The sequence below is a fragment of the Alistipes putredinis DSM 17216 genome (assembly GCF_000154465.1).
Classification (GTDB): domain Bacteria; phylum Bacteroidota; class Bacteroidia; order Bacteroidales; family Rikenellaceae; genus Alistipes; species Alistipes putredinis.
Window position 1 is genome coordinate 199,699 of the sequence record NZ_DS499579.1, and the last position, 22,086, is coordinate 221,784.

Genomic DNA, 22,086 nt, shown 5'->3' on the forward strand with positions numbered 1-22,086 from the left:
TATTGGGATTTCTGAAATCCCGTTTCGGGTAACGGAAAAGAAACAAACAAATTATAACAAACTAATTTATACCCAATGCAAAGTAAAGGCGTAATCAAGTTACTTGCAATCCTGCTGGCGATTGCTTGTATCTACCAGCTCTCCTTCTCACTGAAAGCGAGAAGCGTGGAGAAAAAGGCGGCCGAGTATGCCGCGAAAGTTTCGGAGTCGGATTCGCTCCGTCAGGCGGCGGAGATCTATTACCTGGACTCCGTGCAGAACAGGCCCGTTTATGATCTCGGATTCATTTCATTCACCTACAAGGAGGTCAAGGAGAAGGAGATCAACTTGGGTCTCGACCTGAAGGGCGGTATGAATGTCATGCTCGAGGTGCAGGTGGAGGACGTGCTGAAAGCCCTGGCAGGTGACAGCGCACACGATCCGATGTTCGAGGAGGCCATCGCCCGTGCCAACAAGGCGCTTAAAGAGGGTACCAACAACTACATCGGCGAGTTCGCCAAGGCTTATCGTGAGGTTTCCGGCGGTGCTCCGCTGGCTGCGCTTTTCGTAAGTCCGGATCGTAAGGATATCACGCCGAACAGCTCGGACAGCGAGGTCGAGAAGATCTTGCAGGAGGAAACCGACGCTGCGATCGACGCTTCGTTCAACATCCTGCGCAGTCGTATCGACCATTTCGGCGTTACGCAGCCCAACATCCAGCGCCTGCCCAATTCGCACCGTATTCTGGTCGAGCTGCCGGGCGTGAAGGAGCCGGAGCGCGTACGCAAGCTGTTGCAGGGTACCGCTTCGCTCGAGTTCTGGACGACTTATAATAACACCGAGTTGGTGCGTGCCCTGGAGCAGGCCGATCAGCTTTTGCGCGACGAATTGGCTGCCGGGGCGACCGATGCGGCCGTGGAGGAAACGCTTACTGAGGAGCAGCCGACTGCTGCCGGTACCGAAGATACGACCGAAAGCCTGATCGCAGAGGTGCAGAACAATGCTCCGGCTGCGGAGGAGGCTGCCTCGGCTTCGGGGGCATCCCGCTATACCCGCGAGGAAAATCCGCTCTTCTCGCTGCTCAATCCCTATGATGGCGGAGGCGCTGTCGTGGGTTCCGTAGCCGTTGCCGATACGGCGACCGTTGCCGGCTACCTGCGTATGGATGCCGTGCGCGAGTTGCTGCCTTCGGACGTTCGTTTCGAGTGGGGTATCAAGGGCGAACCGCAGAACAACGGGCGTTTCTCTCTTTATGCGCTCAAGGTCAGCACGCCCGACGGCAAGGCTCCGCTGGACGGCAGCGTGATCGTGGATGCGCGTGAAACCTATGCCGAGCGCGGTGCCGAAGCCAAGGTTTCGATGTCGATGAACTCGGAAGGTATTCAGGACTGGGCGCGTCTGACGGGCGACAATATCGGCCGCTGCATCGCCATCGTGCTCGACGGTTATGTCTATTCCGCTCCGGTCGTTCGCCAGAAGATCGAAGGCGGAAGTTCGGAAATCTCGGGTAACTTCACCATTCAGGAGGCGAAAGACCTCGCCAACGTGCTCAAGTCGGGTAAGGTGCCCGCTCCGGCACGTATTATTCAGGATACCGTCGTAGGTCCGTCGCTGGGGCAGGAGTCGATCAATGCGGGTATTCTTTCGTTTGTACTCGCGTTCGTGCTGGTGCTTCTCTATATGGGCCTCTACTATAAGACAGCCGGCTGGTTGTCCGATATCGCCTTGTTGTGCAACGTATTCCTGCTGCTCGGTGTTCTGGTTTCGTTCGGTGCCGTGCTGACGCTGCCCGGTATCGCGGGTATCGTGCTGACGATGGGTATGGCCGTGGATGCCAACGTGATTATTTACGAACGCATCAAGGAGGAGCTTCGCGGCGGTAAGGGTTTGAGCCTGGCTATCAAGGACGGTTTCTCGAAAGCATACTCCGCGATCATCGACGGTAACCTTACCACGATCATCACCGGTATCGTTCTGTTCATCTTCGGAAACGGTCCGGTGCAGGGTTTCGCCACTACGTTGATTATCGGTATTCTGACCTCGCTCTTCTGTTCGATCTTCATTACCCGCCTGCTGATCGAGGGCGTAGTCAATAAATGGGGAAAGATCTCCTTCTCGCGCAAGTGGTCGGAGAATCTTATGGGCAACGCTCATTTCGACTTCCTGGGCAAGAGTAAGATCTCTTACATCGTTATGATCGTCGTTTTGGCCGTTTCGTGCGTTTCGTTCGCGGTACGCGGTCTGAACATGGGTGCTGAGTTCACCGGCGGCCGTGCATACGTGATTCGTTTCGACCGCCCGGTACAGGCAGAGGAGGTACGTATGAAGTTGCAGGATGTCTTCTCCGGTTACGAGGATGCCGCTAATGTCAGCTTCGAGGTGAAGCAGTACGGCAATGAGAACCAGATGCGTATCGTGACGCAGTACAAGTACGACGACACTTCGGACGAGGCTACTTCGGAAGTGGATCGGATTCTGTACGACGCGCTGCACGGTCTGTACGGTTATCCCATCACCTTCGAGAATTTCCGCAATACGCAAAACGATATCAACGGTATTCTTACGGCAGACAAGATCGGTCCTTCGATCGCCAAGGATATGACTTGGGGCGCTATTTGGTCGGTGCTCTTCTCGCTGATCGCCATCGGCCTCTACATTTCGCTCCGCTTCAAGAAATGGCAGTATGCGACCGGCGCTACGACCGCGCTGGCATTCAATGCCCTGGTGGTGATCGGCGTCTTCTCGCTCTGCTACGGCTGGCTGCCCTTCAACCTGGAGGTGAACCAGGCCTTCATCGCGGCGATCCTGACGATCATCGGTTATACGATCAACGATACGGTGGTGGTTTTCGACCGTATCCGTGAATATCTGGTGCTCTATCCCAAGCGCGATCTGCGCGAGAACGTGAACAATGCGCTCAATGCGACCCTGTCGCGTACGATCAATACGTCGGGTACGACATTGGTTACTCTGCTCGCCATCCTCTTCTTCGGCGGCGAGACGATTCGCGGGTTTATCTTCGCATTGGCTTTGGGTGTGGTTGTCGGTACGCTTTCGACCCTGTTCGTGGCGACTCCGATCGCTTACGGTCTGATGAAGCGCGAGGGCCTCGGCAAGAAATAAAGGTCCGCTTTTTGAATAAAATAGGCTGCAACGTATTGTTGCGGCCTATTTTATTTTTAACTTTGCCTGACTTAAAAATTGTCTGTCATGGAGCGTTTCGGTTGGCTGCGTCGTTATGTATCTCCGGTCTTTCTGGCTTTGCTCGTCGCTTCGTTCATCCTGTGGTATATCGCCAAGTTGAACTATACTTATACGACCGAGCAGCCCTTCACCGTGAATGTGGACGGCGAGCGTTTCAAAGTTTCCTGTGTGGTGGAAGGAGTCGGTACCAACTTGTTCGGCTATCGAGTCTATATGAGTAAGCGGCTCCGGATTCCCCTGTCGGAGTTGAAATTCCGTTCCGTGAAGGCCGAAGACGGAGAGAAATTCCTGAAGATAGATTCTCTCTCTCTGCACAACGCCATTTCCGTCCGGTTGAGCGATATCAAGGTCATCTCCGTCGGATCGGTTCCCGAAATTCCGGATCCCCGTCAGCAAGAAAAATGATTAAGGTAGGTATAACAGGAGGTATCGGCAGCGGTAAATCGACCGTCTGCCGGCTTTTTGCCGCTTGCGGCGCCCCTGTCTATGATTCCGATACGCAGGCCAAACGCCTTATGGAGGAGGATGGGCCGTTACGGAGGCGGCTCGCCGCACGCTTCGGGGAGGAGATCTATGCGGGCGGACGTCTGAATCGCAAGTTGCTGGCCGGCCGTGTCTTTTCCGATCCTGCGGAGCTTTCGGCGCTCAACGCGCTGGTGCACCCCGCCGTGATGGAGGATTTCGAACGGTGGTGCGGGCGGCAGTCCGGCGCCGACTATGTGGTTTTGGAGAGCGCCATCCTTTTCGAGGCCGGATTGGAGGGGTATGTGGACCGTACGATCGCGGTCACGGCTCCTATCGACGTGCGTATTGCACGCACCTGCCTGCGTGACGGGGCTTCGGCCGAGGAGGTACGACGCCGTATCGCGGTCCAGCTCGACGAAGAGGAGTTGCGCCGGCGGGCCGACTATACCCTTGTCAATATAAATCTCGGGGAGCTCGAATACGAGGTTGCCCGCCTGGATAAATTGTTACGCGATGAAAACCGAAAACATTCTGCCTGATTTGACCACGCCGCGCGTTATGGCGATCGTCAATGTCACGCCCGACTCCTTTTTCGCCGGCAGCCGCACACCGGATGCCGAGGCTATCGAACGGCGTGTCCGCGAAGCGGCCGATGCCGGTTGCGATCTGTTCGACGTCGGAGGCTACTCCTCCCGGCCCGGAGCCGCCGAGGTGACGTCCGAGGAGGAGTGGCGTCGTGTGGAAGCGGGGGTGGCCGCCGTGCGGCGGATCGCTCCCACACTGCCCGTTTCGGTCGATACGTTCCGTGCCGAGGTAGCCCGGCGGGTGCTCGAAACATTCGGCCCGGTGATCGTCAATGACATCTCGGCCGGAGAGATGGATCCGGCCATCGTCGATGTGGTCGCCGAGTACGACGCTCCCTATATCGCTATGCACATGCGGGGTACTCCTGCGACGATGCAGGGGATGACCTCTTACCGCGATGTGGTGGAGGAGGTCGTTTCCTATTTCCGGCTCCGTGCCGAGCAGTTGCGTCGCTGCGGCGTGCGTCGGTTGATTCTCGATCCGGGCTTCGGGTTCGCCAAAACCCTCGAACAGAACTACGATCTGCTTCGGGGGCTGCACAACCTTTGCTCGCTGGGCTATCCCGTACTGGCCGGAGTGTCGCGCAAGTCCATGATCTATAAAGTGCTCGATACGACGCCCGACCGGGCGCTCGCCGGGACGATCGCTCTGGGCTGGGAGTGCCTGCGGCAGGGGGCTGCGATTCTGCGCGTGCACGACGTGCGGGAAGCGGTCGATACGGTACGTATTTTCAAAGCATTCCGCCCATGATAAAAGCTACGGATATCCATAAGAGTTACGGTGCGCTGGAGGTGCTCCGGGGAGTATCGCTCGAGGTGTCGCGCGGCGAGGTGGTTTCGATCGTCGGTGCCAGCGGCGCCGGCAAGACGACCTTGCTTCAGATACTGGGTACGCTTTCCAAAGCGGATCGCGGCAGCGTCGAGATCGACGGACAGGATGTTTCATCGCTCGGTGATCGGGCTTTGTCGCGGTTCCGTAACGAGAAGATCGGATTCGTTTTCCAGTTCCACCACCTGCTGCCCGAATTTACGGCTTTCGAGAATGTCTGTATCCCTGGCCTGATCGGACGGCGTCCGAAAGCCGAAGTGGAGCGGCGTGCCGGAGAGCTGCTGGCGCTCGTGGGGCTGACCCAACGCCGCGATCATAAGCCCGGCGAGCTGTCGGGCGGCGAGCAGCAGCGGGTCGCCATTGCCCGGGCGCTGGTGAATTCTCCCGCCGTGCTGTTGGCCGACGAACCTTCGGGCAACCTCGATACCCGCAACAAGGAGGAGGTGCACCGCCTGTTCTTCGATCTGCGTGAACGCTTGGGGCAGACGATCGTGCTGGTGACTCACGACGAGTCGCTGGCTCTCCGGGCCGACCGTCGGATCGTAATGAGCGACGGTCTGATCCTTCCTGAGTGACGGGAGTGACTGTTCTGAAATTAGTAGATCCCATTTACACGATTCTTATGGAGTTCGAACCGCTGCGCGAGTTGCTCGAAACCCTGTACGACCGCTACAACCGGACGGAGTTCATCGCTCCCGATCCGATCAGCGTGCCGCATCGTTTCGAGGGGCGTGAAGACCGTGAAATCGCGGGCTTTCTCTCGGCGACTATCGCCTGGGGCAACCGTCGTGCGATCGTCGGCAATGCCTGCCGGATGATGTCGTATATGGACAACGCCCCTGCGGATTTCGTGAAAAATGCTTCGGAGGAGGAGCTTCGCAAGCTGACAGTCTGCGTGCATCGGACCTTCAACGGCGAGGACCTGATCGCTTATGTACGGGCGCTGCGTTCGCTTTTCCGTCGTTACGGCAGTCTGGGCGAGTTCTTCGAGGGGCGTTATGCGGCCACGGGGTCGATCCCGTCCGTTCTCTCCGATTTTCGCCGCGAGTTTTTCGCCGAGCCGCACCCGATCCGTTCGGAGAAGCACCTTTCGTCGATCGACAAAGGCTCGGCTTGCAAGCGGCTGAATATGTTTCTGCGCTGGATGGTGCGCCGCGATGATCGGGGCGTGGATTTCGGGCTCTGGCGCTCGATCCCCATGTCGGCGCTCTATCTGCCGCTCGACCTTCATTCGGGCGACGTGGCACGGACTTTGGGATTGCTTGTCCGGCGGCAGAACGACTGGCGGGCCGTCGAGGAGGTTACCGCCGTGCTTCGCACGTTCGACCCGGAGGATCCCGTGCGTTATGATTTCGCGCTGTTCGGCGCCGGTATGGACGGTTTTCTAAAAGGATAGCCATGTTCCGGTTCAAACAGTTTGCCGTGCGGCAGGATCGCTGCCCGATGAAGGTCGGAACCGATGGGGTGCTGCTCGGTGCCTGGGCCGAAGTGCGTCCCGGGGACCGGCGGATGCTCGACGTAGGTACGGGTACGGGCCTGATCGCCCTGATGCTGGCCCAACGGAGTGCTGCTTGGATTACGGCGGTGGATATCGATGTGGAGTGTGCGACGCAGGCGGCTGAAAATTTTGCCGCGTCGCCCTGGGCGGACCGTTTGGATGCAGTGTCTGTCGCGGTGCAGCGATACGATCCGGTTGAAAAATTCGATCTGATTGTTTCGAATCCGCCTTATTACGTCGATTCGCTGCTTTCGCCCGATGAAGGGCGCAACACCGCCCGCCATGCGGCGGGACTGCCGTTCGGAGAGCTTGCGGCGGCTGTCGTCCGCCTGCTTTCGCCCGGCGGACGCTTTGCGTTGGTGTTGCCGCCCGTCGAGATGCAGCGATTCCGTTCGGCGGCTCTCGGGCGGCTCTATCCTGTTCGCTGGACGGAGGTTTGTTCCACGCCCCGGCGCGGGGTGCGGCGTATCCTTGCGGAGTTCTGCACGACGCCCGTACCGGCTCCGGAGCCTGCACGTCTGATTATCGAACTCGGCGGCCCGGACTCCTATACGGAGGATTACCGCCGTCTGACGGGGGATTTCTACCTTAAATTTTGATTATACGGGCAATTCGTATAAATTTGCATAAATTAAAATTTTCTGTGAATATGAAGAGATTGTTATGGATGCTTCCGCTGCTTTTCGCAGGGATGACGGCTGCGGCCCAGAATCAGGATATGGCCCGATTGGGAACCTATATGAGCAACGGCGAATTCGTGGTCGGCACGGCCGAAACCGTTCTTGCGGCCGATATTACGGTGCGTTGCGAGAAGATCGTCTGCGGTCCTTATGCCCGCTATGCCCAGAAGTTCCTCGGTCTGCGTGCGCCGCTTACCGATAAGACCGTCTATACGGTCGCCGATGCCGCCATTGCGTTGATGCCGGGCGAGCGATACGTGACCGCCGGGGAATTGCCCGCTTCGACCTGTCGGGTGGAGAGTTACGAGGCTCAGGGAGCCGATTTCGCCCGGTTGCAGACCGACCGCCTCGACATGACCGAAACCGATCTGCAAACCGCAGCCCGGAATGCCGCTGCCGCGATTTTTTCGTTGCGTAAACACCGTCTCGACCTGATTAGCGGCGAGGCTGGAGAGAATGTCTTCGGCGCGGGACTTCCTGTGGCGTTGGAGCGTCTCGACCGGCTGGAGCAGGAGTATCTGGAACTTTTCCTCGGCCGGCGTGTGGTGACGACCGAAACCCGCCGTTTCCGCGTGACGCCCGCCGAGGGCAAATTGCAGCAGATCGTCTGCCGTTTCAGCCCCGATGCGGGGTTGTTGCCGGCCAACGACCTGACGGGAGATATCGTGCTGTTGCAGTACGAGCCGCAGGGTATGGCTGTCGATGAAGCCGGCGTGCGTCCCACTTCCTCTACGATTCCGTACCGTATTGCCGCTCTCACGCGCTGTTCGCTCATCGCTGCCGGGCAGGAGCAGGCCGCGCAGGTGCTGCCCGTTTTCCAGTTCGGCCGTACGATCGCCCTTCAAGTTCCCAGAAACCGCTAAACTATGGACTATACGTCGCGGATGGCTGCCCTGCTGGGGCGTTTTCGCCGGGAGCGGAACGGCGTGGTGGCCGATACGATGCAGTATCGGGGGAAAGCGTATGGACTAAATTACGGTGTGAGCCTGCCGACGATCCGTGCTGTCGCGCGAGCCGAGCGCCCCGATTCCGACTTTGCCCGTTTCCTCTACCGGCAGGATGTGCGGGAGCTGAAATTGGCCACTTTCTGGATCGCCGATCCCGTGCAGGTGACTTCCGTCGAATTTTCCGACTGGGGCGAAGGTATTGCCAATTCGGAGATGGCCGAAGAGTGCGCCTTCGCGCTGATGTCCCGGTCGCCGCGCGGCGACGAGTGGGGCAGAGCCTGGTGCGATACGGGGAACGAATTGCTCGGGTATGCCGGCTTGTTGGCTCTTTCCCGTATTCCGCATCCCGATTTCAGTTCCTTGGTCCCGGTGCTCCGGCGGCTGGTCGTGACGTATCCCGAATCGAATTTGGTCGCGCAGGGTGTCGTGGCGCTGCTGGCGGCGATCATGACGAATCCCGCCGTACAACGGCGGGACATCGAAATATTCCTCTCTTCGCTCGGGCCGGGAAAAACGGCCCGTTACATCGAGGAGGAGATGACCTGGCGGCTGGAGTACTAATTCAGGCAGACGTGTTCGACTGTTTCGACCTGTTCCTGGAGCGCCAGCAATTCCTTATAGGTCAGCGGGCCTTCGCAGCGTCGGATCTCATCCCCTTTGCGGAAGTAGATCAGCGTCGGCGTCGTGCGGATCATATAACGGTAGAGCAGGTAGGCATTCTCGTCCGCGTCGGTGTTGATCCGGTAGATGTCCACGCGTCCGGCCATGCGGCGTTCGAATTGGTCGAGCACAGGCTCCATGGCTTCGCACGGAACGCATTGACTGGTGAAAAAATAGATCATCGTGATCGCGTTGCGACCTATTATCTTATCGAAATCTTTCATATTTAAGCGGTGTTTTTTGTTTTTGTCGATTTTTGAATCCTTTTCTGAATGACAGGTGCCGTATCTGTTTCTCGAAGAACTCTTCCTTTTTGAGGGAAGTACCAAAAATAGTGCCCCGATGAGTTATCATCGGGGCTTCTCGTGCAAGTTTTCAAAAGATACCGGGAATTCTGCCTATCCTTCTGCGAACAGGGCACGCGGCAGTTGGTCGATGCTGTTGATCGTGACGATTTCGATACCTTTGGGTTTTTTGATCGAACGGCCCAGGTAGCCCGACACGACGATCCGTCTGAACCCGAGCCGGGCAGCTTCGCTGATACGCTGTTCCGTACGGGGGGCGGGGCGCACTTCGCCCGACAAGCCGATTTCTCCCGCCAGGCAGATCCCTTCGCCGATCGGACGATCGTAGTAGGAGGAGATCACCGCTGCCGTGACCGCGAGGTCCAGTCCCGGATCGGCGACCTTGAATCCGCCGGCGAAGTTGAGGAATACGTCCTTCGAGAACATCTTCATTCCCACGCGTTTTTCGAGCACGGCGAGCAGCATGTTCATACGTTTGTTGTCGTAACCGGTCGCCGTGCGCTGCGGAGTGCCGTAAGCCGCGTTGCTTACCAGTGCCTGCACTTCGATCAGGTAGGGGCGGATGCCGTCCACCGAAGCTCCTACGGCGATGCCGCTGAGCGGGGTTTCGTAGTGCGAAAGCAGGATTTCCGACGGATTGTCCACCTCGCGCAACCCTGCGTCGAGCATCTCGAAAACGCCGATTTCGAACGTAGCTCCGAAACGGTTCTTGATTCCTCGCAGAATACGGTATATCAGGTTGTTGTCCCCTTCGAACTGAAGTACGACATCGACGATGTGCTCCAGGATTTTCGGGCCGGCGATCGTGCCGTCCTTGGTGATGTGACCGATGATGAAGATCGATGTTCCGGTCGCTTTGGCGTATTTGAGCAGCGATGCCGCACATTCGCGGATCTGCGAAACGCTCCCGGCCGACGATTCGATGATGTCGGTATAGATGGTTTGGATAGAGTCTATGACCACCAGGTCGGGCCGTTGCTCTTCGATCTGGGCCAGAATATTTTCCAACAGGGTTTCGGCATAGATCAGACACCCTTCGTTGCCGATGCCCAGACGCAGGGCCCGCATCTTGATCTGCTCGGCCGACTCTTCGCCCGAAACATAGAGGGTTTTCAGGCCGTTGTCCGCCAGGGCGATTTGCAGGCTGAGGGTCGATTTGCCGATACCCGGCTCGCCGCCGAGCAGCACGAGGGAGCCGGGCACGAGCCCTCCGCCCAACACGCGGTTCACCTCCCGGTTTCCCAGGTCGATGCGGCGGTGTTCGCTTTCGTGGATGTCGGCGATTCGCTGCGGACGGGCTTTGGGCAGGTTGGCGACAGTCGCAGGTCCGCCGCCGCTTTCACGGGCGATCACCTCTTCGGTGAATGTGTTCCATTCCCCGCAGGAGGGGCAGCGTCCCAACCATTTGGGGGCTTCGAAGCCGCAGTTGCGGCAGAAGAATGCTTTCTTGACCTTTGCCATGTCGTATCGTTTTTCCGGGGAGTGCCGATGCTGCCGCGACGGGCATCCGCATTCCTTGTTATAATCCCATTTCCTCGTCGATCAGAATCACGGTAATCCGCTTGCGGGGAAAGCAGCGCTCCATCCGCAGATGCGTGTTGCAGATGCGCCCTTCCGAGTCGCAGTCGGCGCAAACGCCCGTCACTGCACAAGGGGTTTTCTGTCCCAGCCGGGCGACGTTCCGGGGTGCCGCGATGTCGCGGATGCGTGCCTCGGCCGCAGCGCGTGTCGCCACGATCTTGTTGCGCCCTGCGACCAGCAGCACCTTGCGGGGGCCGAAGGCGATCGCCGCTACCCGGTTGCCGATCCCGTCGAGCCAATAGAGCGCTCCCTCTTCCGTGATGGCATTGATTCCCGAAATGTACAGATCGGCCAGCAAACCCTGTCGCCGGATCTCGATCCGCTCTTCGGGCGGTAAGGTGTAATCCACTCCGTCGAACAGGCGGTAACGCCCCTTCCGGCGAAGTTCATCGACGATGCCCGTCGCCTCCATCGTCATGGAGCCTCCGAAAGAGATCGTTTCCGGGGCGGCGGCCCGAATCTCCTCCCGCAGGATCTGCCGGGCCTCTTCGGTCGTTGCGGCGATCCGGACTTCGAATCCTCTGCGGAGGAGGTTCTTGCGGCACTGTTCGAATGTTTCGTTCATATCGTCAGTAGAAAATCGTAATCTTCGGTTTCGTTCTCTTCAGGGGCCTTTACAAGCCGAGGTCTTCGTCGATCAACACTACGGTAATCCGCTTGCGGGGAAAACAGCGTTCCATCCGCAGGTGCGTGTTGCAGATACGGTCTTCCGAGTAGCAGTCGGCGCAGACACCCGTTACGGCGCAGGGCGTGCGGAATCCCGGATGCCGGGCTATGTTCTGCGGGGCCGCGATGGTGCGGATCCGTTCTTCGGCCGCTTCGCGGGTCGGTGTAATCTTGTTGCGTCCCACGACCAGCAGTACTTTGCGCGGCCCGAAGGCGATCGGGGCGATGCGGTTGCCGATCATGTCGAGCCACAGCAGGGCACCGTCTTCCGTGACGGCGTTTATACCGGTAATGAAGAGATCGGCCAGCAAGCCCTGGCGCCGGATTTCCAGCTTCTGCGGCCGAGGCATCGCAGGGTCGAAACCGTCGAACAGGCGGTAGTGGCCGTCCCGATGCAGGTCATCGACGATACCCGTGGCTTTCATCGTCATCGAATCCCCGAAACAGATCGTTTCCGGGGCGGCGGCCCGAATTTCTTCCCACAGAATTTGCCGGGCCTCTTCGGTCGTTGCGGCGATCCGGGCTTCGAATCCGCGCCGGACGAGATTCCGGCGGCAGCGTTCCAATGTTTCGTTCATGGCGGCGTTATTTGATGAAGAATCGGTAAATGTCGTTTCCGTTGGCATAGACCAGCAGCGCCAGAATAATCATCAGGCCGACGTATTGGGCCACCTCGAGGAACTTTTCGCTCGGCTTGCGGCGCGTGATGATCTCCCACAGGGTGAACAGGGCGTGTCCGCCGTCCAGTCCCGGGATCGGGAGCAGGTTCATCACCGCGAGGATGATGGACAGGAAGGCGGTCTTGAGCCAGAAGTCATGCCAGTCCCAGCTACCGGGGAAGATGCTGCCGATAGCCACGAATCCGCCCAGTTCCTCGTACATTTTGGTTTTGGGCTGCACGATCAGCTTCAGTTGGTCCCAGTAGCTCGAAATCGTCTTTCCGGCCTTGTGGATGCCTGCCGGGATGGACTCCCAGAATGTGTAATATTGTGTTCGAAGCGAATAGGGATTCGTGACCGTCACGCCGATCCGTCCTTCGGCATCGACGGGCAGTGCGAGCGAATCGATGAGCGCACCGTCGCGGCGGACGGTCAGCAGAACCTTGTCGTTCTTGTGCTTTTGCAGGTAGTCGCGGTATCGGGGGTAGTCCGCATCGCGCAGATCGTCGATCGCTACCACTTCGTCGCCGGACTGGAGGCCCGCTTCGACTGCCGAGGTGTAGGATACGCTGTCCACGATGAAGGGGAGCCGCAGGGTGAAGAGGTCTTCGTAAGCCTTTTCCTGCCGCATACGGAGCAGGGATTCGAAGGGAATGTCGAGCGTTACCGGCTCTCCGCCCCGTTCGACTACCACGCGGCGGCCGCCGTCGGTAATCAGCAGGTCGTTTTGTACCCGCATGACGTTGTCGATCTCCTCGCCGTCGATCGACACGAAACGGTCGCCGTCCCGGAAGCCCATTTCGTGAGCCGTCGGGTTGAAATTATAGCCCCATTTCGCGTCCTGGTTCGAAAAGTAGGAGTCGCCCCAGGTGTAGCAAACGGCGCAGTAGATGACGATGGCCAGCAGGACGTTCATCATGACGCCGGCCACCATTACCAGGAGCCGCTGCCAGGCGGGTTTGGCCCGGAATTCGTCGGGTTTGACCGGCTGTTTCATCTGTTCCTTGTCCATCGATTCGTCGATCATGCCGGCGATCTTGACGTAGCCGCCCAGCGGCAGCCAGCCCAGACCGTACTCCGTGTCGCCCCGCTTGAACTTGAAGAGCGAAAACCACGGGTCGAAGAAGATGTAGAATTTTTCGACGCGGATCTTGAAAGCCCGGGCCATCAGGAAGTGCCCGAGTTCGTGAATGCCCACGAGGATCGTGAAGCAGAGAAAAAGTTGAGCGATTTTGATAAGAATATCCATTGCTTAAGCGTTCGTTTTTCAGTTTGTTTTCTATGTCAGGTACGGCGGTAACCCCGTTCTGTCTTTACCTGTCGAAAACATTTATTGTAAGAATGTTCTTTGCCGATAATCAGAGCCGCAGGTATTCGGCGGCCAGACACCGGGCTTCGGCGTTCGTTTCGCCCAGGTCCCCGAGGGACGGCACGGCTGCGAACGAGGATTTGCCCAGTGCGTATTCGATGCTGCGCACGATCTCCAGATAACCGCACCGGCGGGCGAGGAAGGCTGCCACGGCCACTTCGTTGGCGCCGTTCATCGTACAGCCGGCCGTGCCGCCGCGCCGCAGACAGTCGTAGGCGAGGTCGAGGGCCGGGTATTTGATCCGATCGACCTCGGCGAAGGTGAGGGTGGGGTGCTCTGCGAAGCTGAAAGGCGCCACCGGACGGTCGAGGCGCTGCGGAAAACTGAGCGCATAGGCGATCGGTGTCCGCATGTCGGGCGATCCCAGCTGGGCCTTGATCGCTCCGTCGCCGAATTCGACCATCGAATGAACGATCGACTGGGGGTGTATCAGCACCGATATCCGTTCGGCCGGTACGCCGAACAGCCAGTGCGCCTCGATCACCTCGAATCCTTTATTGACCAGCGTGGCGCTGTCGATCGTGATCTTGTCGCCCATCCGCCATTGGGGATGCTTCAGTGCCTGTTCCACCGTTACGTGAGCCAGCTCCTCGCGGCTGCGGTCGCGGAAAGCTCCGCCGCTGCAAGTGACGATCAGCCGTCGCACGGGCGACTTTTCTCCCGCCAGGCACTGGAAGATCGCCGAGTGTTCCGAGTCGATCGGGACGATCGGGGCTTTGTGCCGGGCCGCCAGCGGCATCACGTAACAGCCGCCCGCCACCAGCGTTTCTTTGTTGGCCAGCGCCACCTTTTTGCCCGCTTCGACCGCCGCTATCGTCGGCATTAGGCCGACGTAGCCCACCAGGGCGTTCACGACTACATCGACCTGCCCGCTCTGTACGACTTGCCGCAGGGCTTCCTCGCCGGCATATACCTTGATCGACGTGCCGTCGAGTGCCTGCCGCAGGGCGTCGTATTGCCGTTCGTCGGCGATCACCACGCTGTCGGCGTCGAACTCCACGGCCTGCCGGGCGAGCCGCTCCCAGTTGCGATGGGCCGTAAGGGTCGTGATCTCGAACAGTCCGGGATTTTCCCGAACGATGTCGAGGGTCTGTATTCCGATGGATCCGGTCGATCCGAGCAAGGCGATTCTTTGTTTCATAACGAAGGTCAGAAGACGATATAACTCTCCGGATCGACGGGCTTGCCGTTGCTCCAAAGTTCGAATTCGAAAATTTTGGCGTCGCCGCCGTCGGCCAGCACTTCCGTATTGGATCCGATGACACCGCCCCGTTTTATTCGCTGTCCTTTGGCTACTAACGATTTGGACAGGTTTTTATAAATCGATATCAGGTTGTTGGAGTGCTGTATTTCGATCAGGTAACCCGTTTCGGGGGTCCAGAGATTCATCACCACCACGCCGTCGTCCGCCGCGACGATCTGGGTGTCGGGCGATGCGGCGATGCGGATGCCGAAATTCTCGCGTTTGATGTCGAACCGCTCGATGACGATGCCTTCGATCGGGGCGACCATTTCGATGGGCTTGCGTGCGGCACCGCCGCCTGTGCTCTGCCCGAGGCTGTAAGGACCTTCTCCCTCCAGTTCGGCCCGCAGCAGCGAATCTTCGCGGCTGGGCACCACGAGTGTCTTGTTCGTGCGGATGCTGTCTTCCTTGCCTACGGTTCGCACCACCGGAGTCTTGCCCTCCATGATGAGGGCGATGTTGTTGTTATAGGTAATCATGTCGTTCATCATCCGCTCCATGGAATCCAGACGGATGACGCTTTGCATCAGATTTTCGCGCGAGCGGGCCGCTTCGACGCGGTAGCCGGGCAGGAGTTCCAGCACCGGCGTATAGGCCACGATCGACAGAATGAGGATGAAAAGCAGCAGCGCGAAAGCCAGAAACGCGGCGAGCAGACCTGCCGGGGAGATGTGGGTGTACCACTCCTCGACGTTGTCGGTCGCATTGAGCATGCTCAGGCGGCGTTTGCGGGAGAAGCGTTTCCACCACGAGGATATGGAATGAAATGCGTTCATGGTTCTGTTTTTGATCGTTGTTTGCGATTGGACCGAAATCCGCAGGGGTTTCTGCCGGTCGAAAAGCCGGGGCTGTCCGTTTCGTCTTTCCGGTCCGGCATATCGAACGGGGCCGATGGTATTCCTGCCTTTTCGCGCCGGAAAGTTGAATTGTACAAAGGTAACAATAAATCTTTGAATTTAATGCCGGTTTCCTTACCTTTGTACGTTTCTTTGAAACGAGTAAAAACTGAATATAGTATGATAAAACCGACATTATTGGTGTTGGCTGCCGGCATGGGATCCCGTTACGGATCGCTCAAGCAGATGGACGGGGTAGGTCCCGGCAACGAAGCCATCATCGACTATTCCGTATATGACGCCATTCGTGCTGGCTTCGGCAAGGTGGTATTCGTGATCCGCCACAGTTTTGCTTCCGACTTCCAGGAGGTTTTCACCGAAGAGCGTTTCGGTGGCAGGATCCGCGTGGAGTATGTCTATCAGGAGCTGGATTGTCTGCCCGAGGGGTTCACCGTACCCGAAGGGCGTGTGAAACCCTGGGGAACGAACCATGCGATTCTGGTGGCGAGGGATGCCGTTCACGAGCCTTTCGCCGTAATCAATGCCGATGATTTTTATGGAGCGGAAGCGTTCCGTACCATCGCCGAATACCTTCGCGGATTGAATGGAGCGTCGGGACGCTATTGCATGGTGGCGTACGAGTTGAGCCGGACGCTTTCCGAAAACGGGACGGTGTCGCGCGGCGTCTGTTCGGTAAACGCTGCCGGCGACCTTACGGGAATGGTCGAGCATACGCAGATCGAACGCACGGCGGCCGGGATCGTCGATCACGGTGCGAACGGGGATGAACCGTTGGCCGAAGATACGCCCGTGTCGATGAACCTTTTCGGCTTTACTCCCGATTACTTCGCCCACTCCGAGGCTTTTTTTCGGTCGTTTCTGCAGGAGAGTGCCGGGAATTTGAAAGCCGAGTGCTATATCCCGTCGATGGTCAATAAGTTGATCGCCGACGGCACGGCTTCCGTTCGGGTCCTCCGTTCTCCGGCGCAGTGGTTCGGCGTGACCTATAAGGAGGATAAACCGTTGCTGGTCGCCAATTTGAAGAAGATGATCCGGGCGGGGATTTATCCCGAATACTTGTGGCGATAGACAAATCGTCGTCGGTCCGGTAATGGAAAATCGCCGATCCAAACGGATCGGCGATTTTGATTGGTTTTCCTGCACTCGACGAAGTCGGTTTGCGAGTAGAAGGCTTTTACAAGTTTGGGTGTCGTCCCATGTCCTGATCGAAAGACCAGGCTATTCCGTTCGTCTTTCGCTTTCTATGCCCGATGCCCCTGAAAGGCCGCTCGTTGTTGTTACCAGCCACCTGTCAGCCTCTCTAAAACGAGGTTTAGGCTCTCGACCACCTGTCCGCCGGCTCCGATTCGGAGGTATTCGTGATTCCGGGACAGGTGAAATACCCGGGCTTAATCCAGGTAACCGGCTTCTACCAGTTGTTGGCGGATTTTCACCCAGTCGGCTACCGGACGGGCTACGCCGTCCATAAAGCGGATCGGACATCCCAGTGCACTGTCGTCGATATAAAGGTCGGCGTGGACTTTCGGCGACGAAGTCCAGGACTTCTGTCCGGGATTCTCATTGATGGCGTACAGCGGAATTTTCTGTTCCTTGAACCATTGGACGGCTTTTTCGAGTAGTTGTCCGCTGCGCATGGTGTACAGGATGAGTTTGCAGTCGTTCGCCACGAGCTCCTTGAGTACGGGAACCGCACCTGCGTCCATCCCCATATGCGGATAGGCGTGTGTCACGACGGTTCCGTCGAAATCGATCGCTATGATTGCTCCTTTAACGGCCATATCGGTTATTTCTTTTGAAATTTATTACGTGTCCATTCGCATAATTTGCCCCAGAAACCCTTCTTTGTCGTGGTTTCCTCTTCGTCGAGGCCGTACCCGTAACCATAGCCGTAGCCATAACCGTACCCGTGACGTTTTGTCGAGCTGGCTCCGTTGAGGATGATGGCCATGTTATGGAATTTCTTTTCGCGGTACAGCCGTTCGATATCCGGCAACTGACGACGGTCGAGCAGGCCTTCCCGTACTACGTAAATGCTGAGGTCTGCCAGGCGGTCGGTGATGATGGCGTCCGCTACGGCCATCGCCGGGGTGCTGTCGATAATTATGTAGTCGTAGTGGAGTTTCAGTTCCGCGATCAACTCTTCCATCCGCTGGCTCAACAGCATTTCGCTCGGGTTGGGCGGCTGGATGCCGGCGTAGATGATGTCGAGTTTTTCCGACAGTTTGGATTTGCGGATGATTGCCTGAAGCTCCGTGCTTCCGGACAGGTAGCTCGAAACCCCGTTGGTATCTCCGCCGTGCCCCATCTGTTTGGAGAAGGTGCGGCGCCGCAGGTCCAGATCCATGATGACGACCTTCTTGCCCGTCGTGGCGAACGTCATGGCCAGGTTGGTCGAAACGAACGTCTTTCCGGCGTGGGGATTCGACGAGGTGACCATAATGACTTTTATCTCGCCCTTGCCCAGGTTCATGAAGTTCATGTTCGAGCGGATCATGCGGAAAGCTTCCGACACCGGATCGCGGCCGTTTTCGCGTACGACGAAGCTGCCCTGTTGCTTTTCTCCCGAATATTGCGGAATATCCCCCAGGAACGGAGCCGAAAGGTTGTCCTCGATGTCCTTCCTCCCCCGGATCGTGGTGTCGAGTATCTGGATCAGGTAGATGATCAGGAAGGGGATGCCCAGTCCGAACAGGAAGGCGATTCCCGCAATCAGCACGGTATTGGGCGACACGGGGCGCGGGGAACCGTATGCACTGTCGATCGTGCGCGAGTTGCTTTCCGTGATGACCATGGTGATGGCGTTCTCCTCGCGTTTGTTGAGCAGGTAGAGGTAAAGTTCCTCCTTGATTTTCTGCTGACGGACGATGTCCAGAATCTGTTTTTCCTGCGTCGGTACCGAGGATATTCGTTGATTGGTCAGCGCCTCTTCCTTTCGTAAAGCGGCCAGTTGGATCTGCAACGTGGAGATATAGGAATCGAGCGTCGCGATGATCGACCGGCGTGTGGAAGCCAGTCCGTTGCCGAGATTCTGAATGATCGGGTTGTTCTCCGAACTCTCGGAGTTGAGCTTCATATAGCGTTGCAACTCGGTATTGTAGCCCTCTATCTGGGAGTTGATCGCGGGGCTGTTGATCGAGAGCGTTCCGGGAATCAGTTCATTGGTTTTGGTCGGGTCCAGCAGGTATTCTTTGAGGAATTCCGTCATTCGGATCTGGTTTTCCAGCGAGAGGCCGTCGGTTTTATATTGGGCGCTTTCGGTAATCGTCTGCTCGGCTTCCGATACGATATCGTATATTTTGTTGTCTTTTTTGAATTTTTCGATGTTGCGGTCCACTTCGCTCAGTTCTTCGGAGATGATCTCCAACCGATTGTCGATGAATTGTCCCGTGCTTTCTGCGATCCCCCGTTTGTCGTCGATCGCATCTTTTTCGTAAACCGCGATCAGCGTATTGATGACATCTTCCGCTTTTTTGGGAACGGAACTTTTCATAGAAATGGTGATGATCGAGGCCTGTTTGTTGGCTACGAAACTTTTGACTTCATGCTGGTAGAACTGCGTTACTACGCCCAAGTTGCCTTTGGTGACCCGGATCGGAGCCTTTTCGTAGTAATCGGGGGACATATAGAGAGTCGGCCGGATAATCATTTGGCCGACAGGCGTGGAGATCGTATCGCCGAATACGGCCGAAATTTCCTGCTTGAATTTCTGTTTGTCGGGACCGAATATTTCGAAGTAGTTGAGTTTTACGATGCTGTCGGGGCGCAGCGAAACTTCGAACCGGAATCCCTGCCGGTCGTTATCGTTGATGAACTCCACTGCGATCGGACTTTGCCCGTAGAGATCCTGGGGACGTAATCCGTCCTTCGTTTCGTATTGAACGGTCAAACCCAGCTGTTTGACCACTTCCGTCATCAGGCGGCGCGATTGGAGAATATAAATTTCGTTGTCCACATTGCGGCGCTGTGACAGGCCCGCCAGGTCGCTCAGGGTCGCCAGGTCGGTATCCCCTCCCTTGCGGCTGTCTTTCACGAGGATGTTGGCCGTGCGGCTGTATATTTTCGGGGTGCGTAAAATGTAGATGTAACCGCATCCGACGCAAACGAATACCGAGATGACGAACCAGTACCAGTTGGCGATTACCGTCTGGATCAGATCGTGCACCGAGAAAGTAATGTGTTCCTCCTGCTTTGTATCGCTGTTCGCGGAGTTCGGGTTGATATTGTTAGGTGTCATGCCTTGTTGTGAAAATTAACGGGTGAGTGTGACGATCAGAGTCGCTACGGACACGGCGGTACTGATCAGCGAGATATAGAAACTGCGGTTCTGGCTGATTTCGCCGGCCTGGGCCCGGTACTTGTTCGGCTTCACGTAAATTACGTCGTTCTGCTGGAGATAGAAATAGGGCGAATCGTAAATGTCCTGCGAAGTCAGATCGAGAGATGCCGTGGTGCGGACGCCGTTTTCCTCCCGGATTACCTTGACGTCGGAGCGCACGCCGTAGATGGTCAGATCACCTGCCAGCGACAGGGCGTCCAACAGGGAGATGCGGTCGTTGGTGATGTCGTACTGTCCGGGACGGGCGACCTCTCCGATGACCGAGATTTTCATGTCGGCGAACTGTATATTGACCGTCGGGTCGCTGATGTATCCGCCTTCCCGGATTTTGTCCGCGATTTCCTGGGCCAGTTCACTACGGGTCTTGCCCTTGCATTGAATGGGGCCGATGATCGGCATATCGAGGTCGCCGTTTTCATCGACGGTCCTGATCTGTAACGACGCACTGTTCGACGAATAGGTCGAAAGAGGGGTTCCGGTCAGGGAGTTGAGAGAGGTCGATGTATTGAACGGCGCAGCCAGTTCCGGGTCCCGGCTGTTGACCACGACGGTCAGACGGTCCAGCGGCTTGATGCGTATTTGATAATCCTGGGCGATTTTGACCTGCTCGTCGGCTTGAGTGTCTTGCAGGTAGATCACGCGCTTCTGGGAGGCGCATGACGCAAGAACGACGACCCCGAGCAGGAGGGCGAAGGCCTTTATTCGTTTCATTTCGAAATAGTTTTGTAGTACACGTGTAATTTTGGTATGCAAAGGTAGAAAAAATATATGAATGGGAAGGTTTTTGTTTGCTATATTTGCGATTACTGTATTTTATAACGCTAAAAGAGACGATTGATTATATGATGAATGCTGTGTGGAGCCGGAATGCCGTGTTGTACGAGATGAATCTGCGGCAGGCGACGCCCGAAGGAACGCTTGCCGCCGCTGCGGAGCGGCTCGGTTTTTTGCGGGATTTGGGCATCGATGCCGTTTGGCTGATGCCTCATTATCCCATCGGGGAGGTCGGTCGCAAGGGATCGCTGGGCTCCTATTATTCGATTCGGGATTACCGGGCCGTCGATCCCGAACTGGGGACGCTGGCCGATTTCGACGCTTTTGTTCGGAGGGCTCACGCCCTGGGAATGAAGGTCTTGATCGATTGGGTGGCCAACCATACTTCGCGCGATGCCCGCTGGCTCGCGGAATGTCCGGCCGACTGGTACGAGCGGGACGCTTCGGGCCGGCCCGTCGTTCCTAACGGGTGGGATGACACGGCCAAGCTTGATTACACCAATCGGGCCGTCTGGCAGGGACAGATCGACGCCATGCGTTTTTGGCTTGCGGAACACGGGGTGGACGGTTTTCGCTGCGATATGGCGATGCTGGTTCCCATCGAATTTTGGCAGGAGGCGGCACGGCGGTTGCGGGCGGTGAAACCCGACCTGTTCCTGCTGGCCGAAGCCGAGGAAGATTACCTGTTCGACCGGGCTTTCGACGCGTCGTATGCCTGGCGGCTTTATCACCTGATGAACGACGTGGCGCAGCAGAAGTGCCGGGTCGATCGTATTCGGGAGTATCTTTATGCCGATCGGAAGCACGTCCCGGCTTGGGCTTTGCGGCTGATGTTCACTTCGAATCACGACGAGAACTCCTGGAGCGGTAGCGAATTCGTCCGCCTGGGGCCTGCCGTGCGGGTCATGACGGCCCTGACGTTTCTGCTGCCGCAGTCGCTGCCGTTGGTTTACACGGGGCAGGAGTTCGGTTACGACCACTCTTTCGCCTTTTTCGACCGGGACCCGCTGCCTGCTTGCGAGCCGAACGAAACGACGGAGTTCTACCGGCGGCTGATCGCTTTGCGGCACGATGCTCCGGCTCTCGCTTCCGGGGAGCGGGGCGGCTCCTTCGTCGAAATCCGCAACAATGCCGAGGATTGCCTGCTGACTTTCGTGAGGGAAACTCCGGAAAATCGGGTAGTCGCCCTGTTGAACGTGTCGCCTTATGAAGTCCATGCCGATTTCGATACGGGAATCTACGCCGGAGGCTATGCGGACGCCCTGACGGGCGAACGCGTACAGCTCTGCTCGCATGTCGATGAGCGGATGCCGGGCTGGAGCTTCCGGATTTTGACACGGCCGATGTAGATAGGCCGGATTTTTTCGTACATTTGCCGGCGACGGGGAGGCCGTTTTGCGAAGCGGCAACGGCTTCCCGGTTTCGGAAATGCGCATATAATATAAGTTGC

21 protein-coding genes are annotated in these 22,086 nt (G+C 57.5%); 11 read left to right on the plus strand and 10 right to left on the minus strand.

All coding sequences use genetic code 11. The annotated features are described in order from the left end of the window. The first annotated feature begins 75 nt into the window (after positions 1-75). The 9 genes from secDF (at position 76) to ALIPUT_RS06815 (ending at position 8,747) form a co-directional block, all read left to right on the plus strand. Entirely contained in the window at positions 76-3,102 is a 3,027-nt protein-coding gene (gene secDF / locus ALIPUT_RS06775; RefSeq protein ID WP_004329071.1) for a protein translocase subunit SecDF, read from the plus strand. Between the two features lie 87 nt (positions 3,103-3,189). Beyond that, on the plus strand, positions 3,190-3,588 hold the full coding sequence (locus ALIPUT_RS06780) for a hypothetical protein (RefSeq protein ID WP_004329072.1): 399 nt from the start codon (positions 3,190-3,192) through the stop codon (positions 3,586-3,588). Continuing rightward, positions 3,585-4,187 (plus strand): dephospho-CoA kinase, encoded by a 603-nt coding sequence (coaE, locus tag ALIPUT_RS06785; protein ID WP_004329073.1) that lies wholly within the window; start codon positions 3,585-3,587, stop codon positions 4,185-4,187. The genes ALIPUT_RS06780 and coaE overlap by 4 nt, the downstream gene beginning before the upstream one ends. Then, positions 4,162-4,983 (plus strand): dihydropteroate synthase, encoded by an 822-nt coding sequence (gene folP, locus ALIPUT_RS06790; RefSeq protein ID WP_004329074.1) that lies wholly within the window; start codon positions 4,162-4,164, stop codon positions 4,981-4,983. Before coaE ends, folP begins: the two co-directional genes overlap by 26 nt. Then, the gene (locus tag ALIPUT_RS06795; RefSeq protein ID WP_004329075.1) at positions 4,980-5,636 is read left to right on the plus strand and encodes an ABC transporter ATP-binding protein; all 657 of its coding nucleotides are present in this window, start codon (positions 4,980-4,982) and stop codon (positions 5,634-5,636) included. Before folP ends, ALIPUT_RS06795 begins: the two co-directional genes overlap by 4 nt. Before the next feature lie 47 nt (positions 5,637-5,683). Beyond that, entirely contained in the window at positions 5,684-6,457 is a 774-nt protein-coding gene (locus ALIPUT_RS06800; RefSeq protein ID WP_040293558.1) for a TIGR02757 family protein, read from the plus strand. A gap of 2 nt (positions 6,458-6,459) precedes the next feature. Then, positions 6,460-7,158, plus strand: a complete 699-nt coding sequence (locus ALIPUT_RS06805; RefSeq protein ID WP_004329077.1) for a tRNA1(Val) (adenine(37)-N6)-methyltransferase — start codon at positions 6,460-6,462, stop codon at positions 7,156-7,158. Positions 7,159-7,208: 50 nt separating this feature from the next. Further along, on the plus strand, positions 7,209-8,102 hold the full coding sequence (locus ALIPUT_RS06810; protein WP_004329078.1) for a DUF4831 family protein: 894 nt from the start codon (positions 7,209-7,211) through the stop codon (positions 8,100-8,102). A 3-nt stretch (positions 8,103-8,105) separates the two neighbouring features. After that, positions 8,106-8,747 (plus strand): DNA alkylation repair protein, encoded by a 642-nt coding sequence (locus tag ALIPUT_RS06815; protein ID WP_004329079.1) that lies wholly within the window; start codon positions 8,106-8,108, stop codon positions 8,745-8,747. Here ALIPUT_RS06815 and ALIPUT_RS06820 read toward each other — a convergent pair. From ALIPUT_RS06820 to ALIPUT_RS06850, 7 genes are all read right to left on the minus strand, one after another. Further along, positions 8,744-9,070, minus strand: coding sequence for a thioredoxin family protein (locus ALIPUT_RS06820; RefSeq protein ID WP_004329080.1), 327 nt, complete (start codon positions 9,068-9,070; stop codon positions 8,744-8,746). The two genes, ALIPUT_RS06815 and ALIPUT_RS06820, sit on opposite strands and share 4 nt — an antisense overlap. A 174-nt stretch (positions 9,071-9,244) precedes the next feature. Then, complete coding sequence (gene radA / locus ALIPUT_RS06825; RefSeq protein ID WP_004329082.1) at positions 9,245-10,612, minus strand: DNA repair protein RadA; 1,368 nt, start codon at positions 10,610-10,612, stop codon at positions 9,245-9,247. Positions 10,613-10,670: 58 nt separating this feature from the next. Then, positions 10,671-11,297, minus strand: a complete 627-nt coding sequence (locus tag ALIPUT_RS06830; protein ID WP_004329083.1) for a lactate utilization protein — start codon at positions 11,295-11,297, stop codon at positions 10,671-10,673. 49 nt (positions 11,298-11,346) lie between these two features. Further along, on the minus strand, positions 11,347-11,976 hold the full coding sequence (locus tag ALIPUT_RS06835; RefSeq protein WP_004329084.1) for a lactate utilization protein: 630 nt from the start codon (positions 11,974-11,976) through the stop codon (positions 11,347-11,349). Between the two features lie 7 nt (positions 11,977-11,983). Beyond that, the gene (rseP, locus tag ALIPUT_RS06840) at positions 11,984-13,306 is read right to left on the minus strand and encodes an RIP metalloprotease RseP (protein ID WP_004329085.1); all 1,323 of its coding nucleotides are present in this window, start codon (positions 13,304-13,306) and stop codon (positions 11,984-11,986) included. Between the two features lie 109 nt (positions 13,307-13,415). Then, on the minus strand, positions 13,416-14,567 hold the full coding sequence (locus tag ALIPUT_RS06845) for a 1-deoxy-D-xylulose-5-phosphate reductoisomerase (RefSeq protein ID WP_004329086.1): 1,152 nt from the start codon (positions 14,565-14,567) through the stop codon (positions 13,416-13,418). An 8-nt stretch (positions 14,568-14,575) separates the two neighbouring features. Continuing rightward, on the minus strand, positions 14,576-15,445 hold the full coding sequence (locus ALIPUT_RS06850) for a murein hydrolase activator EnvC family protein (protein ID WP_022460961.1): 870 nt from the start codon (positions 15,443-15,445) through the stop codon (positions 14,576-14,578). Between the two features lie 240 nt (positions 15,446-15,685). Between ALIPUT_RS06850 and ALIPUT_RS06855 the strand changes: the two genes are divergently transcribed. After that, the gene (locus ALIPUT_RS06855; RefSeq protein WP_004329089.1) at positions 15,686-16,594 is read left to right on the plus strand and encodes a nucleotidyltransferase family protein; all 909 of its coding nucleotides are present in this window, start codon (positions 15,686-15,688) and stop codon (positions 16,592-16,594) included. A 320-nt stretch (positions 16,595-16,914) separates the two neighbouring features. Here the strand turns inward: ALIPUT_RS06855 and ALIPUT_RS06860 are convergent, their stop codons facing one another. The 3 genes from ALIPUT_RS06860 to ALIPUT_RS06870 are packed head-to-tail and all read right to left on the minus strand — an operon-like array spanning position 16,915 to position 20,573. Further along, positions 16,915-17,304, minus strand: a complete 390-nt coding sequence (locus tag ALIPUT_RS06860; RefSeq protein WP_004329090.1) for a Cof-type HAD-IIB family hydrolase — start codon at positions 17,302-17,304, stop codon at positions 16,915-16,917. Between the two features lie 5 nt (positions 17,305-17,309). Further along, on the minus strand, positions 17,310-19,760 hold the full coding sequence (locus tag ALIPUT_RS06865) for a GumC family protein (protein ID WP_004329091.1): 2,451 nt from the start codon (positions 19,758-19,760) through the stop codon (positions 17,310-17,312). A gap of 15 nt (positions 19,761-19,775) precedes the next feature. Then, positions 19,776-20,573 (minus strand): polysaccharide biosynthesis/export family protein, encoded by a 798-nt coding sequence (locus ALIPUT_RS06870; RefSeq protein ID WP_004329092.1) that lies wholly within the window; start codon positions 20,571-20,573, stop codon positions 19,776-19,778. Positions 20,574-20,704: 131 nt separating this feature from the next. Here ALIPUT_RS06870 and ALIPUT_RS06875 point away from each other — a divergent pair, with 131 nt between their 5' ends. Beyond that, positions 20,705-21,985, plus strand: a complete 1,281-nt coding sequence (locus ALIPUT_RS06875; RefSeq protein WP_004329093.1) for an alpha-amylase family glycosyl hydrolase — start codon at positions 20,705-20,707, stop codon at positions 21,983-21,985. Positions 21,986-22,086 lie beyond the last annotated feature (101 nt).

Coding starts and splice junctions, on each gene's coding strand:
- ALIPUT_RS06800 (WP_040293558.1), top strand. CDS start 5,684: ATGGAGTTCGAACCGCTGCGCGAGTTGCTCGAAACCCTGTACGACCGC.
- secDF (WP_004329071.1), top strand. CDS start 76: ATGCAAAGTAAAGGCGTAATCAAGTTACTTGCAATCCTGCTGGCGATT.
- ALIPUT_RS06835 (WP_004329084.1), bottom strand. CDS start 11,976: ATGAACGAAACATTGGAACGCTGCCGCCGGAATCTCGTCCGGCGCGGA.
- ALIPUT_RS06820 (WP_004329080.1), bottom strand. CDS start 9,070: ATGAAAGATTTCGATAAGATAATAGGTCGCAACGCGATCACGATGATC.
- ALIPUT_RS06795 (WP_004329075.1), top strand. CDS start 4,980: ATGATAAAAGCTACGGATATCCATAAGAGTTACGGTGCGCTGGAGGTG.
- ALIPUT_RS06845 (WP_004329086.1), bottom strand. CDS start 14,567: ATGAAACAAAGAATCGCCTTGCTCGGATCGACCGGATCCATCGGAATA.
- radA (WP_004329082.1), bottom strand. CDS start 10,612: ATGGCAAAGGTCAAGAAAGCATTCTTCTGCCGCAACTGCGGCTTCGAA.
- ALIPUT_RS06805 (WP_004329077.1), top strand. CDS start 6,460: ATGTTCCGGTTCAAACAGTTTGCCGTGCGGCAGGATCGCTGCCCGATG.
- ALIPUT_RS06850 (WP_022460961.1), bottom strand. CDS start 15,445: ATGAACGCATTTCATTCCATATCCTCGTGGTGGAAACGCTTCTCCCGC.
- folP (WP_004329074.1), top strand. CDS start 4,162: ATGAAAACCGAAAACATTCTGCCTGATTTGACCACGCCGCGCGTTATG.
- ALIPUT_RS06830 (WP_004329083.1), bottom strand. CDS start 11,297: ATGAACGAAACATTCGAACAGTGCCGCAAGAACCTCCTCCGCAGAGGA.
- rseP (WP_004329085.1), bottom strand. CDS start 13,306: ATGGATATTCTTATCAAAATCGCTCAACTTTTTCTCTGCTTCACGATC.
- coaE (WP_004329073.1), top strand. CDS start 3,585: ATGATTAAGGTAGGTATAACAGGAGGTATCGGCAGCGGTAAATCGACC.
- ALIPUT_RS06870 (WP_004329092.1), bottom strand. CDS start 20,573: ATGAAACGAATAAAGGCCTTCGCCCTCCTGCTCGGGGTCGTCGTTCTT.
- ALIPUT_RS06875 (WP_004329093.1), top strand. CDS start 20,705: ATGATGAATGCTGTGTGGAGCCGGAATGCCGTGTTGTACGAGATGAAT.
- ALIPUT_RS06815 (WP_004329079.1), top strand. CDS start 8,106: ATGGACTATACGTCGCGGATGGCTGCCCTGCTGGGGCGTTTTCGCCGG.
- ALIPUT_RS06865 (WP_004329091.1), bottom strand. CDS start 19,760: ATGACACCTAACAATATCAACCCGAACTCCGCGAACAGCGATACAAAG.
- ALIPUT_RS06860 (WP_004329090.1), bottom strand. CDS start 17,304: ATGGCCGTTAAAGGAGCAATCATAGCGATCGATTTCGACGGAACCGTC.
- ALIPUT_RS06810 (WP_004329078.1), top strand. CDS start 7,209: ATGAAGAGATTGTTATGGATGCTTCCGCTGCTTTTCGCAGGGATGACG.
- ALIPUT_RS06780 (WP_004329072.1), top strand. CDS start 3,190: ATGGAGCGTTTCGGTTGGCTGCGTCGTTATGTATCTCCGGTCTTTCTG.
- ALIPUT_RS06855 (WP_004329089.1), top strand. CDS start 15,686: ATGATAAAACCGACATTATTGGTGTTGGCTGCCGGCATGGGATCCCGT.